The sequence below is a fragment of the Streptomyces sp. NPDC101110 genome (assembly GCF_044759525.1).
Lineage (GTDB): Bacteria > Actinomycetota > Actinomycetes > Streptomycetales > Streptomycetaceae > Streptomyces.
Genome location: NZ_JBIVZM010000007.1, coordinates 64,808 through 81,564 on the forward strand (window position 1 = coordinate 64,808; position 16,757 = coordinate 81,564).

The 16,757-nt window shown below is 71.2% G+C and carries 13 protein-coding genes and 1 pseudogene; 9 read left to right on the forward strand and 5 right to left on the reverse strand.

Annotation, left to right across the window (positions count from 1 at the left end):
• Nucleotides 1–14 precede the first annotated feature (14 nt).
• The 4 genes from ACIQU3_RS18210 to ACIQU3_RS18225 all read left to right on the forward strand — a co-directional run bounded on the left by ACIQU3_RS18210 (nucleotide 15) and on the right by ACIQU3_RS18225 (nucleotide 7,822).
• Nucleotides 15–3,743: a UvrD-helicase domain-containing protein gene (locus tag ACIQU3_RS18210; protein ID WP_403926248.1), complete on the forward strand. Its 3,729-nt coding sequence runs from the start codon at nucleotides 15–17 to the stop codon at nucleotides 3,741–3,743.
• Nucleotides 3,744–3,753: 10 nt separating this feature from the next.
• Entirely contained in the window at nucleotides 3,754–5,157 is a 1,404-nt protein-coding gene (locus tag ACIQU3_RS18215; protein WP_403926250.1) for a dipeptidase, read from the forward strand.
• Nucleotides 5,158–5,312: 155 nt separating this feature from the next.
• On the forward strand, nucleotides 5,313–6,257 hold the full coding sequence (nudC, locus tag ACIQU3_RS18220) for an NAD(+) diphosphatase (RefSeq protein ID WP_403740513.1): 945 nt from the start codon (nucleotides 5,313–5,315) through the stop codon (nucleotides 6,255–6,257).
• Nucleotides 6,258–7,237: 980 nt separating this feature from the next.
• Nucleotides 7,238–7,822, forward strand: a complete 585-nt coding sequence (locus ACIQU3_RS18225; protein WP_403926252.1) for a recombinase family protein — start codon at nucleotides 7,238–7,240, stop codon at nucleotides 7,820–7,822.
• A gap of 254 nt (nucleotides 7,823–8,076) precedes the next feature.
• Here ACIQU3_RS18225 and ACIQU3_RS18230 read toward each other — a convergent pair.
• The 3 genes and pseudogenes from ACIQU3_RS18230 to ACIQU3_RS18240 all read right to left on the reverse strand — a co-directional run.
• Nucleotides 8,077–8,475, reverse strand: a pseudogene (locus ACIQU3_RS18230) (class I SAM-dependent methyltransferase); the annotation flags it as partial.
• A gap of 75 nt (nucleotides 8,476–8,550) precedes the next feature.
• Nucleotides 8,551–9,051: a glycine-rich domain-containing protein gene (locus tag ACIQU3_RS18235; RefSeq protein WP_403926254.1), complete on the reverse strand. Its 501-nt coding sequence runs from the start codon at nucleotides 9,049–9,051 to the stop codon at nucleotides 8,551–8,553.
• A gap of 215 nt (nucleotides 9,052–9,266) precedes the next feature.
• On the reverse strand, nucleotides 9,267–9,524 hold the full coding sequence (locus ACIQU3_RS18240) for a mycoredoxin (RefSeq protein ID WP_403740523.1): 258 nt from the start codon (nucleotides 9,522–9,524) through the stop codon (nucleotides 9,267–9,269).
• A 126-nt stretch (nucleotides 9,525–9,650) separates the two neighbouring features.
• Here ACIQU3_RS18240 and ACIQU3_RS18245 point away from each other — a divergent pair, with 126 nt between their 5' ends.
• The 5 genes from ACIQU3_RS18245 to ACIQU3_RS18265 all read left to right on the forward strand — a co-directional run bounded on the left by ACIQU3_RS18245 (nucleotide 9,651) and on the right by ACIQU3_RS18265 (nucleotide 13,802).
• Nucleotides 9,651–11,903 carry an ATP-dependent DNA helicase UvrD2 gene (locus ACIQU3_RS18245; RefSeq protein WP_403926257.1) on the forward strand — a complete coding sequence of 751 codons (2,253 nt, stop codon included), beginning with the start codon at nucleotides 9,651–9,653 and terminating at the stop codon, nucleotides 11,901–11,903.
• Between the two features lie 164 nt (nucleotides 11,904–12,067).
• Nucleotides 12,068–12,394: a hypothetical protein gene (locus ACIQU3_RS18250; protein WP_234850634.1), complete on the forward strand. Its 327-nt coding sequence runs from the start codon at nucleotides 12,068–12,070 to the stop codon at nucleotides 12,392–12,394.
• Between the two features lie 173 nt (nucleotides 12,395–12,567).
• The gene (locus ACIQU3_RS18255) at nucleotides 12,568–12,936 is read left to right on the forward strand and encodes a WhiB family transcriptional regulator (protein ID WP_033313877.1); all 369 of its coding nucleotides are present in this window, start codon (nucleotides 12,568–12,570) and stop codon (nucleotides 12,934–12,936) included.
• On the forward strand, nucleotides 12,933–13,256 hold the full coding sequence (locus ACIQU3_RS18260) for a hypothetical protein (protein ID WP_366711912.1): 324 nt from the start codon (nucleotides 12,933–12,935) through the stop codon (nucleotides 13,254–13,256). Before ACIQU3_RS18255 ends, ACIQU3_RS18260 begins: the two co-directional genes overlap by 4 nt.
• Before the next feature lie 327 nt (nucleotides 13,257–13,583).
• The gene (locus tag ACIQU3_RS18265) at nucleotides 13,584–13,802 is read left to right on the forward strand and encodes a hypothetical protein (protein ID WP_403926259.1); all 219 of its coding nucleotides are present in this window, start codon (nucleotides 13,584–13,586) and stop codon (nucleotides 13,800–13,802) included.
• Nucleotides 13,803–13,818: 16 nt separating this feature from the next.
• Here the strand turns inward: ACIQU3_RS18265 and ACIQU3_RS18270 are convergent, their stop codons facing one another.
• Nucleotides 13,819–15,189, reverse strand: a complete 1,371-nt coding sequence (locus tag ACIQU3_RS18270) for an ABC1 kinase family protein (RefSeq protein WP_403926262.1) — start codon at nucleotides 15,187–15,189, stop codon at nucleotides 13,819–13,821.
• A complete protein-coding gene (locus ACIQU3_RS18275) occupies nucleotides 15,182–16,396 on the reverse strand; it encodes a TOMM precursor leader peptide-binding protein (protein ID WP_403926265.1) in 1,215 nt (404 codons plus the stop codon). The genes ACIQU3_RS18270 and ACIQU3_RS18275 overlap by 8 nt, the downstream gene beginning before the upstream one ends.
• Between the last annotated feature and the right edge of the window lie 361 nt (nucleotides 16,397–16,757).

Below are 16,757 nucleotides of genomic sequence, written 5' to 3' on the forward strand. Positions count from 1 at the left end.
GCTAGCCTTTCGATGTGCCCGCCCGTATCACCGATCCCGACCAGCTCAAGGAGCTCCTCGGCATCCCGTTCACCCCGGAGCAGACGGCCTGCATCACCGCGCCGCCCGCCCCGCAGGTGATCGTCGCCGGAGCCGGCTCCGGCAAGACGACGGTGATGGCGGCCCGCGTGGTCTGGCTGGTCGGCACCGGCCAGGTCGCCCCCGAGCAGGTGCTCGGCCTCACCTTCACCAACAAGGCCGCCGCCGAACTCGCCGAGCGCGTCCGAAAGGCCCTCGTCAAGGCAGGTGTCACCGACCCGGACGCCATCGACCCGGACAACCCTCCGGGCGAACCGGTGATCGCCACGTACCACGCCTTCGCGGGCCGTCTGCTGACCGACCACGGCCTGCGCATCGGGCTGGAGCCCACGTCCCGGCTGCTCGCCGACGCGACCCGCTTCCAGCTCGCCGCGCGCGTCCTGCGCGAGGCCCCCGGGCCCTACCCGGCCCTGACCCGCTCCTTTCCCGACCTGGTCGGCGACCTGCTCGCCCTCGACGCCGAACTCGCCGAGCACCTCGTACGCCCCGAGGCCCTGCGCGCGTACGACGCCGAACTGCTGCTGACCCTGCGGGGCGCCAAGCTCAGCAACGCCGACCTGCGCAAGGTCCCCGAGGCGGCCGCCGCCCGGCGGGAACTCGCCGAGCTGGTCACCCGCTACCGGGCCGCCAAACGCGAGCGGGACCTGATCGACTTCGGCGACCAGATCGCCCTGTCGGCCCGGCTCGCAGGGGTCCCCGAGGTGGGCCGCCTCCTGCGCGACGAGTTCCGGGTGGTCCTGCTCGACGAGTACCAGGACACGTCCGTCGCTCAACGCGTCCTCCTGGCAGGCCTCTTCGGCGCGGGTACCGGCCACCCGGTCACCGCCGTCGGCGACCCCTGCCAGGCGATCTACGGCTGGCGCGGCGCCTCCGTCGCCAACCTCGACGACTTCCCCGAGCACTTCGCCCACACCGACGGCCGCCCCGCGACCCGCCAGGCGCTCAGCGAGAACCGCCGCAGCGGTGGCCGCCTCCTCGACCTCGCCAACGGCCTCGCGGAACCCCTGCGCGCCCTGCACGCGGGCGTGGAGGCCCTCCGCCCCGCTCCCGGCGCCGAACGCGAGGGCACGGTCCGCTGCGCCCTGCTGCGCACCCACGCCGAGGAGATCGACTGGGCCGCCGACTCCGTCGCCCACCTTGTCCGGACCGGAACCGCGCCCGGCGAGATCGCCGTCCTGTGCCGTACCGCGACCGACTTCGCCGAGATCCAGGGCGCCCTGGTCGCCCGGGACATCCCGGTCGAGGTCGTCGGCCTGTCCGGGCTGCTGCACCTGCCCGAGATCGCCGACCTCGTCGCCGTCTGCGAGGTCCTCCAGGACCCCGGCGCCAACGCCTCCTTGGTACGCCTGCTCACCGGCCCCCGCTGGCGCATCGGCCCGCGCGACCTCGCCCTGCTGGGGCGGCGCGCACGGCTCCTCGTGGCCCACGCGCGCGTGGCGGACGACGACGATCAGGACCGGCGCCTCGCCGAAGCCGTCGAAGGGGTCGACCCGTCCGAGGTGATCTCCCTCGCCGACGCCCTCGACACGTTCCTGGAGACACCGCTGGACGGCCGCGGGGACGACGACGGACTGCCGTTCTCGCCCGACGCGCGCGTGCGCTTCGCCCGGCTGGCCACCGAGCTGAGGGAGCTGCGCCGCTCCCTGGCCGACCCGCTGATGGACGTCCTGCACCGCGTCCTCGCCGTCACCGGTCTGGAAGTGGAACTGTCGGCGTCCCCGCACGCCCTGGCCGCCCGCCGCCGCGAGACCCTGTCCAACTTCCTCGACGTCGCCGCATCCTTCGCCGCCGGTGACAACGAGGCGACCCTGCTCGCCTTCCTCGGCTTCCTGCGCACCGCCGCCCAGTACGAGAAGGGGCTCGACAACGCCCTGCCCGGCGGGGAGAACACCGTCAAGGTGCTCACCGCGCACAAGTCGAAGGGCCTGGAGTGGGACGTCGTGGTCGTCCCCGGCCTGGTCACCGGCACCTTCCCCAGCAGCCAGGGCCGCGAGAAGTGGACCTCCCAGGGCAAGGTCCTGCCGCACGGGCTGCGCGGCGACGCCGACACCCTGCCCGACGTGGAGTCCTGGGACGCCAAGGGGCTGAAGGCCTTCCACGAGGCCATGAAGGATCACCAGCACACCGAGGAACTCCGTCTCGGTTACGTCACCTTCACCCGCCCCCGTTCCCTCCTCCTGGGCTCCGGGCACTGGTGGGGCCCGACCCAGAAGAAGCGCCGAGGGCCGTCCGCCTTCCTCCAGGCGCTCTCCGAGCACTGCGAGGCCGGATACGGCGAGATCGAGGTCTGGGCGGAGGAACCCGCCGAGGACGAGGAGAACCCTGCCCTTCACCGGTCGGCGGCCGACCAGGTGTGGCCCCTGCCCCTGGACGAGGCGGCACTGGCCCGCCGCCGCGCGGCCGCCGAGACCGTCCTGGCCCACTTGGCGGACCTCACCTCCCAGGAGGACGGGCGCCCCGCGGCCACGCACGACCCGGACGCCCTCGGGGACCCGGAGTGGCCGGCGCCCCCGGACGACGACGCGCCTCCCACTGAAGAGCCACCGTATGACGAACCCGACCCGTTCGGTGAGGACCCGTACGACGGCCCGGGGCCGTTCACCGAGGACCCCTACGACGAGCCGGACCCGTTCGACAAGGACCTGTACGACAAGGAGCCGTTCGACAAGGACCCGTTCGACGGTCCGGGCCCGTTCGGCGAGGGCCCCTCCGACGGCGGTGATTCTTTCGAGGAGGCGCTCCGCAAGGACGCCCACGGCGAGGACCCGGCCGGCGGTGACGCCCGGGGCGCAGTCCGCCCCACCGTGCCCCACCAGGCCGCCCCGCCGGAGCCGCAGGCCGCCCGCCCCCACCCCAGGACCCCCGGGCAGCCGGGCCCCCCGGACCGGGAACACCAGTACCTCACCCCGGAGGAGGCCCGCACCGTCGCCTCCTGGGACCGCGACCTTGGCGCCCTCACCGGCGAGCTCCTGCGGGCCCGCGACGGCGTCACCGAGGTTCCCCTGCCCGCCTCGCTCTCGGCGTCCCAGCTGCTGCGTCTCGCCGCCGACCCGGACGGCTTCGCCCAGGAGCTGGCCCGTCCCATGCCCCGCCCGCCCCAGCCCGCGGCCCGCCGCGGCACCCGCTTCCACGCCTGGGTCGAGTCCCGCTTCGAAGAGCTCATGCTGCCCCTGCTGGAACCGGAGGAACTGCCCGGCGGCGAAGCCGAGATCGCCGACGAACGGGACCTGGAAGCCCTCAAGGAAGCCTTCGAGCGCACCCCGTACGCGCACCGCACGCCCTACCGGGTGGAGGCCCCCTTCCAGCTCGAGATCGCCGGCCGGATCGTCCGGGGCCGCATCGACGCCGTCTACAAGGAGGGCGAAGGACAGGACGCGACGTACGAGATCGTCGACTGGAAGACCAACCGCTCACGGACTGCCGACCCGCTGCAGCTCGCCGTCTACCGCCTGGCCTGGGCCGAGCAGCGGGGCGTGCCGCCGGAGTCCGTCACGGCCGCGTTCCTGTACGTGCGCAGCGGGGAGGTCGTCCGTCCGGAGCTGCCGGACCTCGCCGATCTGGAGCGGCTGCTGCTGGAGGATCCGTCCGGCGGGGAGACCGGTGCGTGGCAGGGGGCGGGGGCCGGTGAGGAACCGCACTCCGAGGACGTCGGCGCGGGCCGATAGGCTCGTGACCATGAGCCAGGCCCCGGACAGCGTCGTCCGTACGTACATACAGCAGCACCGCGCCGCCTTCCTCGACGACCTCGCGGAGTGGCTGCGCATCCCGTCGGTGTCCGCCCAGCCGGACCACGCGCCCGACGTACGACGCAGCGCCGACTGGCTTGCCGCGAAGCTGCGGCAGACCGGTTTCCCGACGGCCGAGGTCTGGCAGACCCCGGGAGCCCCCGCGGTCTTCGCCGAGTGGCCCTGTGACGATCCGCAGGCGCCCACGGTGCTGGTCTACGGCCACCACGACGTGCAGCCCGCCGCCCGGGAGGACGGCTGGGACAGCGACCCCTTCGAGCCGGTCGTCCACGGCAACCGCCTCTACGCGCGCGGGGCGGCCGACGACAAGGGGCAGGTCTTCTTCCACACCCTCGGTGTCCGCGCCCACCTCGCCGCCACCGGCCGCACCACGCCGGCGGTGCACCTGAAGCTGCTGATCGAGGGCGAGGAGGAGTCCGGCTCGCCGCACTTCCGGGATCTGGTCGAGCAGTACGCCGAGCGGCTCGCCGCCGACGCCGTGATCGTCTCCGACACCGGCATGTGGGCGGAGGACACCCCCACGGTGTGCACCGGCATGCGCGGCCTCGCCGAGTGCGAGATACGCCTGCACGGCCCCGGTCAGGACATCCACTCCGGTTCCTTCGGCGGCGCGGTTCCCAACCCCGCGACGGCCGCCGCCCGCCTGGTCGCCGCCCTGCACGACGAGCACGCGCGCGTGGCGATCCCCGGCTTCTACGACGGTGTGGTCGAACTCACCGACCGGGAGCGCGAACTCTTCGCGGAACTGCCCTTCGACGAGCAGCAGTGGCTGAGCACGGCCAAGTCCTACGCCGCCCAGGGGGAGGCCGGGTACACCACCCTGGAGCGGATCTGGGCCCGCCCCACCGCGGAGGTCAACGGCATCGGCGGCGGCTACCAGGGCCCCGGCAGCAAGACGATCATCCCCTCCTCCGCCATGGTGAAGCTGTCCTTCCGCCTGGTGGCGGGCCAGGATCCCGGCCATGTGGAGAAGGCCGTCCGCGCCTGGGCGGAGCGGCAGGTGCCGCCCGGGATCCGCTGCGACATCACGTTCAGCGGGGCCACGCGCCCGTGCTTGACGCCGCTGGATCACCCGGCCCTGCAGTCGGTCACCCGCGCCATGGGCCGGGCCTTCGAGACGCCGGTCCGCTTCACCCGCGAGGGCGGCTCCGGGCCGGCGGCGGACCTCCAGGACGTCCTCGGCGCCCCGGTGCTGTTCCTGGGCATCTCCGTCCCCTCGGACGGCTGGCACGCCCCGAACGAGAAAGTCGAACTCGACCTGCTCCTCAAGGGCGTCGAGACCACCGCGTACCTGTGGGGTGACCTCGCCGAGAACTGGCGCCATGCGCCCTGAGCGTCCCGTTCCGTCCGTGCCGGTCACGCGCGCGGGGCACACTGGAAGCGCCGCCCCGCACCGATCGAGCCCGCCGGACCCGGTCGCCGCCCGCCGTACGTCCCGCTGAACCGCCCGCCGAACCCGACCGTTGCACCGGGGAGTTGGAAGCACCCGTGACCACCTGGACCGACCACCACGCCGACCGCCCCATCTCGCTCACCGCTCCGAGCGGCATCGACAGGGCCGCCCATCACCGGCTCGACGAGGCCTGGCTCGCGGCGGCGTGGAGCCACCCGACGACACGCTGCTTCGTGGTCTCCGGCGGACAGGTTCTCATCGACGAGACGGCGGACGGGCACACCGAACTCGTCATGACCCCCTCCTTCGAGGCCCCCCTCACCGAGGCACACCGCTACTTCCTCGGCATCGACGAGGACGGCGTCAGCTACTTCGCCCTCCAGAAGGACGCCCTGCCCGGACGGATGGACCAGTCCGCGCGCCCGGCCGGCCTGCGTGAGGCGGGCGCCCTGCTGTCGGCCCGCGACGTCGGCCTGATGGTGCACGCGGTGGGCCTGGAGAACTGGCAGCGCACGCACCGCTTCTGCTCGCGCTGCGGCGAGCGCACCGTCATCGCCGCCGCCGGACACATCCGCCGCTGCCCGGCCTGCGGCGCGGAGCACTACCCGCGCACGGACCCCGCCGTGATCATGGCCGTGACCGACGAGGACGACCGCGTCCTGCTCGGCCGCCAGGTCCACTGGCCCGAGGGCCGCTTCTCGACGCTGGCCGGCTTCGTCGAGCCCGGCGAGTCCATCGAGCAGTCGGTGCGGCGCGAGGTCCACGAGGAGGTCGGCATCAGCGTCGGCCAGGTCGAGTACGTCGCCAGCCAGCCCTGGCCCTTCCCGTCCAGCCTCATGCTGGGCTTCATGGCCCGCGCCACCTCGACCGAGATCGAGGTCGACGGCGACGAGATCCACGAGGCCCGCTGGTTCTCCCGCGAGGAACTGCACACCGCCTTCGAGTCGGGCGAGGTGCTCCCGCCCTACGGCATCTCCATCGCGGCCCGCCTGATCGAACTCTGGTACGGCAAGCCGCTCCCCACGCGGAGCGTCGTCTGACCTCGCCGGTGAAGGACAGCCGACCTCACTGGTGAAGGACATCCGACCTCGTCGGTGAAGGACATAGGTGCAGGACGGACGTGAGAAGGCGGCTCCTGAGCAGTCTCAGGAGCCGCCTTCCGCGCACCGGTGCCGTGCCGCGTCCATCAAGACCGGTGACCACACACCGCATGTGTAGCCAGCACACGCCGTACGTGTAGGGGCATGGGCAGTGACCTGCGGAAAGGTTCGCTCACTCTCTCTTCTGTTACCCCTCCAGTTGCGGCCTCGAGGGGCCGACAGAAGGAAGCGCCTTCGGGGCCTACGGCAAGCGGAGTGGGGGCGCGGCAGCGCCCCAAGAGACAGACATCGGCGAAGCAGGTGCAGCATGGGCGGCCGGACGGCCGCCACAGCCCGAAGCCTCTACGACAGTGCGGCCCCGAAGGGGCCAACAGGAGCAAGCCCAAGGGGGCGCTGCCGCGCCCCACAGGCAAGGACGTAGGGCTTCGTTCCGTGCACTCCTTCGCCGTCGCCAAAGAGGCAGCACAAGCCTTTGACCAGGCACTACGCCGCAGCCGGCTGGAGCGCAGGCCAGCCTGAAAGGCCCTGAAACCGTGGCAGGATTTGAGCCGGTAAGACATGGCGGTCGTGTCGTGTAAGGCCCCTCCAAGGGGTCATACCCCACCCCCTTCGCCGTTGCCTCCTCCTTCGCCGTCGAGACGGTGGCCAGCGGCCCGTGTCCCGTGGCAGGCGAACGGCTGTGCGCCAGCGTGAGCGGCTGACAGGCTGCGCCCCTGGCAGGCAGGCGAGAGCACAGCGACTGGCAGGCAGACAGGCTCACAGCCTCTTGCCGTTGCGGACATGCGTAGCGCTGGCCAGCGCATGACAGAGAGCACAGCCCGACCGTGGCGCAGCGTGATCAGAAACGCGCGTCTCGAAAACCAAGGTTTGTGAGACGAGACGGCAGGCGCCCCGGAAGGGGGCGCAGCACTGCCCCGGCCATGGCGACGAACACGATCACCGGTCTGCTCATCGGATACGCCCGCGTCTCAACCGATGACCAGGAAGCGCAGCTTCAGCGCGACGCACTGACGGCCGCAGGCTGCGCCCGCATCTTCGAGGACAAGGCCAGCGGGAAGAACACCAACCGGCCAGAGCTCACGGCCGCACTGGACTACGCCAGACCCGGCGACACCCTGTGCGTGTGGAAGCTCGACCGGTTCGCTCGGTCCCTCATCGACCTTGTGACCATGGTCGACACGCTTCGAGAGCGGGGCATTGGGTTCAAGGTGCTCACGGGTGCACTGGCCAACATCGACCCCGGTACGGCGGGCGGCCGTCTCATGCTTCAGGTGGTCGGGGCCATGGCGGAGTTCGAGCGCAGCCTCATCAAGGAGCGCACCCGTGCCGGACTCGACGCGGCCAAGGCTCAGGGGCGTACCGGCGGACGGCCGTCAGTCGTGAGTGAGGACGTGCTCACCGTGGCCCGTGCGAGGAAGGCGAAGGGCGAGAGCGTGAGCGCCATCGCCAAGGCTCTCGGGATCTCCCGTGCCACCTTGTACCGCCACCTCGGAGAGGGAGCCTGAGGCGGCGCGTACAGCCGCGCGGTCAAGTCGACCAGGCGCAGACCAGCATGGTTCCCACGGCCTTGCCCTCCGGGTGGACCGATCAGGGAAACGCTCACGTCGGAGAAGCCGTGCCCCGTCAGGATGTGCCTCCACTCGTCTGGGGTGCGGTCGTGCCGCAGTCCGGCTTTGGCGGGCTTGGGCCCCTGGCTGCCTGGGGGCAAGTGCGAGAAGGCCAGGATTCCGCCCCGCACCATGCGCGAGCGGATCAGCGGGAGCAGGGTGTCCGGATCGACGAACCACACGGCACCAAAGATCGAGAGCACGACATCGAACGTCTCGTCCGTCTCGTTCAGGAACGCCGTTGCCTCCGCCGTGCGGAACTCAAGGCCCGGCAGGTCGCCCCAGCGCTCCCGTGCGACCGTCTCGCGGGTGGGGGCAACGTCCACTCCAACGCCTGTCGCGCCCAGCGCCACCAGGTGCGCGAGGTTACTGCCGCTCCCAGAGCCGAGTTCCAGCACCCTGCGTCCGGCCACGGGACCCAGAACGGTCTCGTCCGGCCCGTGATCGGCGTACTGGGTCCAGTTCAGCCAGGTCGTGTCACCCTTGGCGTTCAGGGTCCTGCGTGGCTTGCTCACGACCGCGTACCTGTCCCAGGACTCAGCCAATGACATGCGGTGATCCTTTCCGGCGTGAGGGGCCCGCCCCCAACATACGAGGACGGGCCCCAACTCACCTGCCGCTCACTACTACTTGGGCGAGTCGTGGCACCCGGCGTGGCACTGGTTGCAGTCAGCCGCGTCCTCCATGCCCCACAGGGCGGGGTCGATCTCGAACCCGGCTGCCTTGATGGCCTTGATCGTCTGTTCCAGCACGAGCGGGCCGCCGGTCTTGAGGTCGTGGCCGTCCAGCGTCGCCTTGTCGTCGCTGATGCACTGGACACCATCCGCCGTCCCCGGAAGTTCCGGCACGTGGTGGATGTACCGGCCGAAGTGCCGGCTGGTGAAGTGGTGGTACGGGATCGAGTCGAGCATGAACGAGTGCCATGCCTCGTCCACCTGCTTGGACGGGCCCATGAGAAGGTCCGGGTTCTCGCCGCACGTGACCAGGTAGGCGATGGCCTGTCCGAACTTGGCCTCTGCAAGTTCGCGCGTGTTCTCCGGGTTGCGGAGGAGGAGAGCTACCTCCCGCTCCCACACGTCCGGGGTGATGTACGCCTTCGGGTCGCGGCTCACTACTGCCGTACTCATGCTGGCTTGCCTCCACGTGCTTGGGGGTCCGTGGGAGCTGCGCCTACTCGACCGGTCCACAGGGCGCGCAAGCATTGAGCGGTACTCGACCCTCCCGGATTGAGGCAGGTGTGCCCTTGCGCGGGCCCGCCCCCTTCTGAAGGGCGGAGCAAGACAGCAGACGACCCCCGTCGAACTCGATGACGGGGGTCTCTCTGCGTGTGGGGAGCGGGTCGTCAGGCGCTGAGCGCCTGCTTCACCTGAGCAAGGCTCGGGTTCGTCATCACGACTTCGGCGCCACCATTGGCGGGAACTACCTGAACCGTCGGCACCGTCTGGTTTCCGCCATTCGCCTTCTCGACGAACGCGGCGGACTCCGGGTCCTGCTCGATGTTGATCTCGGTGTACGCGATGCCCTCGCGGTCCATCTGGCTCTTCAGCCGGCGGCAGTAGCCGCACCACGTGGTGCTGTACATCGTCACAGTGCCCAGCATGTCTCTCGTGCTCCTTAGGTGCCTCGGGGCGGGTGGTCGCAGTGACAGAACGTATGTGAAAGGTCCGCCATTCCCGGGCCCGGGGCCCGGCCCGACGTGACGCCTGCCGCATTCGTACGACTATCAGTGCCCGCCTGTGGACAACCGGCGCTGCCGTCTCGCGCGACCTGGCAGCATGGCCGTGTGACAGCAGCAACGCACTCCACCCTGTTCCCGCAGGTACCGGACTCCGCCGACGCCGTGCTCGAGGGGCTCGACCCCGAGCAGCGCGAGGTGGCCACGGCCCTGCACGGTCCGGTGTGCGTCCTGGCGGGTGCCGGCACGGGCAAGACCCGGGCGATCACCCACCGCATCGCCTACGGAGTGCGCGCGGGCATCCTGCACCCCTCCAGCGTCCTCGCCGTCACCTTCACCAACCGCGCCGCCGGGGAGATGCGCGGCCGGCTGCGCCAGCTCGGCGCCGCCGGCGTCCAGGCCCGTACGTTCCACTCGGCGGCGCTGCGCCAGCTTCAGTACTTCTGGCCGAAAGCGGTCGGTGGCTCCATGCCCCGGCTCGTCGACCGCAAGATCCAGCTCGTCGCCGACGCGGCGGCCGCCTGCCGCATCCGGCTCGACCGCGGCGAGCTGCGGGACGTCACCGCCGAGATCGAATGGTCCAAGGTCACCCAGACCGTCCCCGCCGACTACGCGCCCGCCGCGGCCAAGGCGGGCCGGGAGTCACCTCGCGACCCGGCCGAGATCGCCCAGCTCTACGCCGCCTACGAGGACGTCAAGCGCGAGCGGTCCGTCATCGATTTCGAGGACGTGCTGCTGCTGACCGTGGCCGTCCTCCAGGACCGGCACGACATCGCGGAGCAGATCCGCGCCCAGTACCAGCACTTCGTGGTCGACGAGTACCAGGACGTCAGCCCCCTCCAGCAGCGCCTGCTCGAACTGTGGCTGGGCGAACGGGACAGCCTGTGCGTGGTCGGGGACGCCAGCCAGACGATCTACTCCTTCACCGGAGCGACCCCGGACCACCTGCTCGACTTCCGCACCCGCCACCCCGGTGCCACCGTCGTCAAGCTCGTCCGTGACTACCGCTCCACCCCCCAGGTCGTCCATCTCGCCAACGGCTTGCTCGCCCAGGCCCGGGGGCGGGCCGCCGACCACCGCCTGGAGCTCGTCTCCCAGCGCGCCGCGGGGCCCGAGCCGGTCTACACCGAGTACACCGACGAACCCGCCGAGGCGGAAGGCGCGGCCCGCCGCATCCGCGAGCTCATCGACTCGGGGGTCCCGGCCTCCGAGATCGCCGTCCTGTTCCGCACGAACGCGCAGTCCGAGACCTATGAGCAGGCCCTCGCCGACGCCGCCGTGCCCTACCAGCTGCGCGGCGCCGAGCGGTTCTTCGACCGTCCGGAAGTACGCAAGGCGGGCATCGCCCTGCGCGGCGCGGCCCGCTTCGGCGGCAACGACTCCCTTCTCGACGACGCCGTCGACCTCCCCTCCCAGGTGCGTGCCGTGCTGTCGGGAGAGGGCTGGACGCCACAGCCACCGGCCGGCTCGGGTGCGGTCAGGGAGCGCTGGGAGTCCCTGGCCGCCCTGGTGAACCTCGCCCAGGACTTCGCCGCCGCCAAGCCGGGCGCCACCTTGGCGGACCTCGTCGCCGAACTCGACGAACGGGCGAATGCCCAGCACGCCCCCACCGTGCAGGGCGTCACCCTCGCCTCCCTGCACTCGGCCAAGGGTCTGGAGTGGGATGTCGTCTTCCTGGTGGGTGTGGCCGAGGGCATGATGCCGATCACCTACGCGAAGACCGACGAGCAGATCGAGGAGGAGCGCCGCCTCCTCTATGTCGGTGTCACCCGAGCTCGCGAGCACCTCCATGTCTCCTGGGCGCTCTCCCGCTCACCCGGCGGCCGCCCCAACCGCCGTCCCAGCCGTTTCCTCGACGGACTGCGCCCCGGCTCGACGACCACCACGGGGCGCGCCACCGCCGGAGGGGTGGGCGGAATCGAGCGTGGAATCCCCGGAACCAGGGGTTCCGCCCCGAGGCGGGCTCAGCGAGTTCCCGCCCGCTGCCGGGTCTGCGGCCGCACGCTGACCGACCCCGGCGAGATGAAGCTGATGCGCTGCGACGACTGCCCCTCCGACATGAACGAGGGCCTCTACGAGCGGCTGCGCGAGTGGCGCGCTGACCAGGCACGCAGCAGCGGCCAGCCCGCTTTTTGCGTGTTCACGGACAGGACTCTGATGGCGATCGCCGAGTCGGCCCCCGACGACGAGCGTGAGCTCGCCCGCATCCCGGGCGTCGGGATGCGCAAGCTCACCCGCTACGGAGCCGACGTACTGGCCATCTGCGCAGGCCAGTCGGACGTGGAGAGCACGGATCAGGACTGACACGAACTCGTCGAAAAAATAGTTTGCGCATGCCCCAGCAATCCCCATAGGTTCTTAGGCACGAGAACAGCGGCCTTCTCGGAGGCCCTGATTCCGTGTTGTACTTGCATATCCGTCGGACTGGTTCATCCAGTCCCCCGAGACGCCGAGAGGAGGCGAGTCCAGTGATCAGCATCAACACCAGCTCCGTCAGCATCGTGAAAATGACCGATCGCTCGGCCGTCTCCGCGTGCATGCTCGGCGTTTCGAACCTGGGCACCGGTCTGTCCGGCATTCGTGCCGTCCGTCCGGCGTCCTCCTCCGTTGCTCCCGCGGGCCTTCCCGTTCGTGAGCGCAATGAGCGACCGACCAAGGCACTGGAAGCGGCAGTAACGGCACAGGCACAGGCCTATGCCTTTACGGCGACCGGTGCCGGATTCCGGAAGCAGACGACGCAGCACCACCAGATGTGGGCCTTCCGTGGGCCAGAACCCTGGAGTGATCCAGCCTGAACATCGATCAGGCCGGCGCCTTCAGGGCCGCGGAACCCCATCCGGGATCCGCGGCCCTTCTGTTTGTCCCTGAACAGGGATGACAGACCGAAGGAGCCTCGGGACAAGAAAAGAACCCGGTACCACCACCCCTCGGCCAACAGGCCGGCACGAGCAGACGAGGAAGACGAACCGTGCAACTCGAAGCGCACGCCCCGTCCGTACCGCCTTCCGACACGATCCCCAAGCCCGGCTCCACGGAGGACCCCGCCTTGACCCCGCTCACCGCGCTCACCGCGCTCGACGACGCCATCGAGAACCTCGGCGTACCCGTCCCGTGCCGTTCCTACGACCCGGAGGTCTTCTTCGCCGAGTCGCCCGCGGACGTCGAGTACGCAAAGTCCCTCTGCCGCACCTGCCCGCTGGTCGAGGCCTGCCTCGCCGGCGCCAAGGAGCGGCGTGAGCCCTGGGGCGTCTGGGGTGGCGAGCTGTTCGTCCAGGGTGTCGTCGTCGCCCGGAAGCGGCCGCGTGGTCGCCCGCGCAAGAACCCGGTCACGGCATGAACACCGCAGGAACGATCGACCGCCCCCTCACGCACGACCCCCAGAAGCAGGCCCCGATGAAGCCGTCCACTTACGAGCCCGCCGGCTCCGCAACCCAAGACTTCACCATCAGCGGCGCGAAGGACTCGCGTCAGAACAGGACCCGAGAGATGCAACTCATCCCAGAAGCCATGGCTCGCGCACATATGCGCGACCGACTGCAGGAAGCGGAGCGGGATCGCCTGGCCGTGCGCCTGGCGGCCGCCCGCCGCATGCAACGCAGGGCGGAGCGCGCCTCGCTGCGTGCCCGGCGTGCGCTCGCCATGGCGGTCATGCAGTGATCCGCCACACCTGAAGCGGGGCTTCCCGGCCCGGAAAGCCGGGTTGCCGCCGCCGAGCTCTCCGCCGCGGGGGCCGATCCGTGCCGAACGGACCGGCCCCCGCGGTGCGTTGCACCGACTGACCCGGGCGCGCGTTGTACCGACCGGTGGACGCAGGGTGGCCGCCGAACCGGGGCGCCGATTGCCGGGCCCTGTGCCCGACTGCGAGAAGGAGCGGGTCCCGGTCGAGCCGGTACCGGGCGACGAGGGAGCACAGGGCGTTGTGCCCAGCATGTTGCCGGGCGTGGGGATATCGTCGCCGGATGAGGCGTCCTTCAGGAGGCAGCGATGACGAGTCCATCAGGGCGCGATGACGACGGGTCCGCCGCCAAGCCGCGGCTCTTCGTCTGCGCCCGCTGCGGCACATCGGCCGAGGTTCTGAGCGAAGGCCCGCCCCTCACCTGGACCTACTCCGTGGAGGACGGCACCCGTCGCCACTTCTGCGAGACGTGCTCCCGGGAGAACCTCCGGTCCATCGAGGGGCGCCTGGACTCGGGCTGGTGGTGAACCCCGCGACCGGGACTCACGCCTGCGCCACCGCCTCCTCGCCGTCGGCCGGGTCCTCCGGCACGAACCCCGGCAGCCACTCCTCCAGTTCCTCCCGCAGCCGCACCGTCGCGCCCAGCTGGCACAGCACACCGATCGTGCTCAGCGTCACCCGGTGGATCAGCAGGTAGGACGGGGGAAGGTTGAGCTGCTTGCCGAGCTGGTAGGCAGGGGAGCGGGGGTCGGCGACCCGTGCCGCCTGACTGCGCATCCAGCCGCGGGTGAAGGTGAACTCCTCGACCTGGGCCGGCTCGATGATCGGCAGCAGGTAGTCCATGACGGCGTCCGGGTCCAGCTCTATGGTCTCCTTGACGAACCCTTCCGCACAGAGGAGTTCGTAGACCGCCTCCGCCTCCCCGTCGAGGGTCATCCGCAGCGACTCGCCGATGGTGGCCGGCAGGCCCCCCGGGAGCCGGTCGACCGTGCCGAAGTCCAGCACACCGAGGCGCCAGTCGTCCTCACCCTCCGGGCCGCCCGGCAGAAGCCGGAAGTTGCCTGGATGGGGATCGGCGTGCAGCAGCCCCGTGCGGGCGGGGCCGGAGAAGAGGAAGCGGGCCAGAAGCTGCCCGGCACGGTCGCGTTGTTCCTGGGTGCCGTCCGAGATGATCTCCGACAGCGGGACGCCGTCGATCCACTCGGTCACCAGGACCTGGTCGGACTGGTGGACCACCTGCGGCACGACCACGTCCGGGTCGTCCGTGAACTCCTCCGCGTGGGCCTGCTGGGCCTGGGCCTCCAGGCCGTAGTCCAGCTCCTCCGAGACGCGGTCCTTCAGCTCCGCGATCAAGGGCTTGATGTCCATGCCGGGGATCAGCGGACCGAGCAGGCGCGAAAAGCGGCTCAGCTGGTTCAGATCCGACAGCAGGGCCTCGCCGGCGCCCGGGTACTGCACCTTGACCGCCACCTCGCGACCGTCGTGCCACACCCCCCGGTGGACCTGGCCGATCGAGGCCGCAGCGGCGGGCTTGTCCTCGAACTCGAGGAACAGCTCGTGCCAGCCCTCGCCGAGCCGCTCCTCCAGCACCGCGTGCACGGTCCGGGTCGGCATGGGCGGCGCCGCCTCCTGGAGCTTGGTCAGCGCGGCCCGGTAGGGACCCGCCACCTCCTCCGGCAGCGCCGACTCGAAGACGGACAGGGCCTGGCCGAACTTCATCGCGCCGCCCTTGAGCTCACCGAGCACCTTGAACAGCTGCTCAGCCGTGCGCTGTTGCAGTTCGCGGCCGACGAGCTCGGCGGACTCGCCGACGATCCGCTTGCCGAATCCCCAGGTCGCCCGCCCGGCGATGCCGAGCGGGAGCGCGGCGAGCTTGGCGGTCCGGGTAACCGCCTTCCGGGGAAGATCAGACATGCGCCCTCCAAGTCCCAGCCGGCCGCTCCGCCTCTGCCTCACGGCACTGCTCCGACGGCCGTTGCACAGCCATTGTCTCGTGCGACCCCCCGTCCTCCGAGAGGTGCTCCCCATTTCCTCTCTCCGACGCCGCACACGGGCACTGCGGATGCACCCGGACCGGCCGCGCACGCCACTGGAGACCAGGGACGGAGCACTCCCACCGTGCCCCGGCGCTGGAGGAGGCCCGGCCGTCCAGGAACGTGAGCGCGTGGGCGGCCGCCAGCCCGGCCACGGTCGTGGCCAGTGTCAGGTCGCACGGCGGGACCTGCCGCTGCCTGCCGGAGCGCCATTGGGCGACCAGACGCGGCCAGGCCGCGTCAAGATCGGCGCGGCGCTCGTGGAGACATCCCGCACATCCCGTCTCTCCGGGGAGCACGAGGGGCCCGACGATGCCGGTGCCCTCCACGACGCCGGCGTACAGATGGGGCGTCCCGGCGGCCATCAGCGGCTCGGCGAGGGCCGGGTCGGGCGCGTACACGGCGACATCGTCCCGCGGCGCGAGAACCACCAGTGAGAATCCCGGGTCGCCTTCCTCGGGAGGCGCCTCTGCCGCCGGGCGGCGCGGCGGCCGGTCCGGGGCCGCTCTGCGCACGGCACGACGGGCCGATTCGTCCCTGCGGTCGCCGACGGCGTCCGCGGGGTGGCCGCCGGGCGCGACGTCCCACGGCTCCACACAGCCGCCGTCCATCACATCCACCCCGCCCACGCCCGCCGCGGCCAGCAGCGAGGCCAGCACGGCACCCACCCGGCCCGCCCCTCGGACCTGCACGCGCTGGGAGCGCCGCGCGGCCAGCCGCCCGATGGCGTCGCCCGGGGCCGAGGCCGTCAGGGAGAGGGAGGCCAGGTCGGGACGCAGCCGGTCGAGGACACCCTGCTTCTTCCGCAGGGCGTCGGCGGCCGGCCCGCCGCCGCGGGCGTCGTCCAGCAGCCCGGCCCGCGCAAGCCCCTGCATCAGTCTGTCGACATGACCGTCGGGCAGATCCATGCGGCGTCCCTCGTCGCGCAGCAGCTCCAGTCCGCGCGTGCCGTTCAGCAGGTCCAGGAAGCTGCCCGTCGCCAGGTCCATCGGGCCGAGCGTCATCGCATGCGCCGGTGTCATCCCGAATTGCACGGTTTTGAGGTCGCGCCAGCCGCGCTTGAGCGCGGGTTTCACCATCGGATGCATGACAGGCCCCCGTACGTCGTAGATCGTCCCCGTGCGCCGACGGTCCCCAGCGCGGACACGGCCCCTGGTCCCGGACCGGCCCCGCCGTCGCTTCGCCGACGAGATCCAGCATGCCCAACCCCGCCGCTCGCTGCCGAAAGTTGTCCACAGGTGTGGGTATTCGTCGTACTGGTCGTACCAATCGGGCGACCGACGCCTAGGAATGCGGGCGCCTGTGCCGCGCGGAGCAGGCGCCGGTGCGGCCCGGATCCGGCGCCCGTGCCGCACCGAGCCGGCAGCGGGGCCGGACCCGTCAGTTTTGCCCGCTGGGCCGTACCCGCCGCTTGTACACGCCGGGCCGCATCAGCCGGTGTACAACGCC

Coding starts and splice junctions, on each gene's coding strand:
- ACIQU3_RS18215 (WP_403926250.1), top strand. CDS start 3,754: ATGAGCCAGGCCCCGGACAGCGTCGTCCGTACGTACATACAGCAGCAC.
- ACIQU3_RS18225 (WP_403926252.1), top strand. CDS start 7,238: ATGGCGACGAACACGATCACCGGTCTGCTCATCGGATACGCCCGCGTC.
- ACIQU3_RS18235 (WP_403926254.1), bottom strand. CDS start 9,051: ATGAGTACGGCAGTAGTGAGCCGCGACCCGAAGGCGTACATCACCCCG.
- ACIQU3_RS18240 (WP_403740523.1), bottom strand. CDS start 9,524: ATGCTGGGCACTGTGACGATGTACAGCACCACGTGGTGCGGCTACTGC.
- ACIQU3_RS18260 (WP_366711912.1), top strand. CDS start 12,933: ATGAACACCGCAGGAACGATCGACCGCCCCCTCACGCACGACCCCCAG.
- ACIQU3_RS18265 (WP_403926259.1), top strand. CDS start 13,584: ATGACGAGTCCATCAGGGCGCGATGACGACGGGTCCGCCGCCAAGCCG.
- ACIQU3_RS18270 (WP_403926262.1), bottom strand. CDS start 15,189: ATGTCTGATCTTCCCCGGAAGGCGGTTACCCGGACCGCCAAGCTCGCC.
- ACIQU3_RS18275 (WP_403926265.1), bottom strand. CDS start 16,396: ATGCATCCGATGGTGAAACCCGCGCTCAAGCGCGGCTGGCGCGACCTC.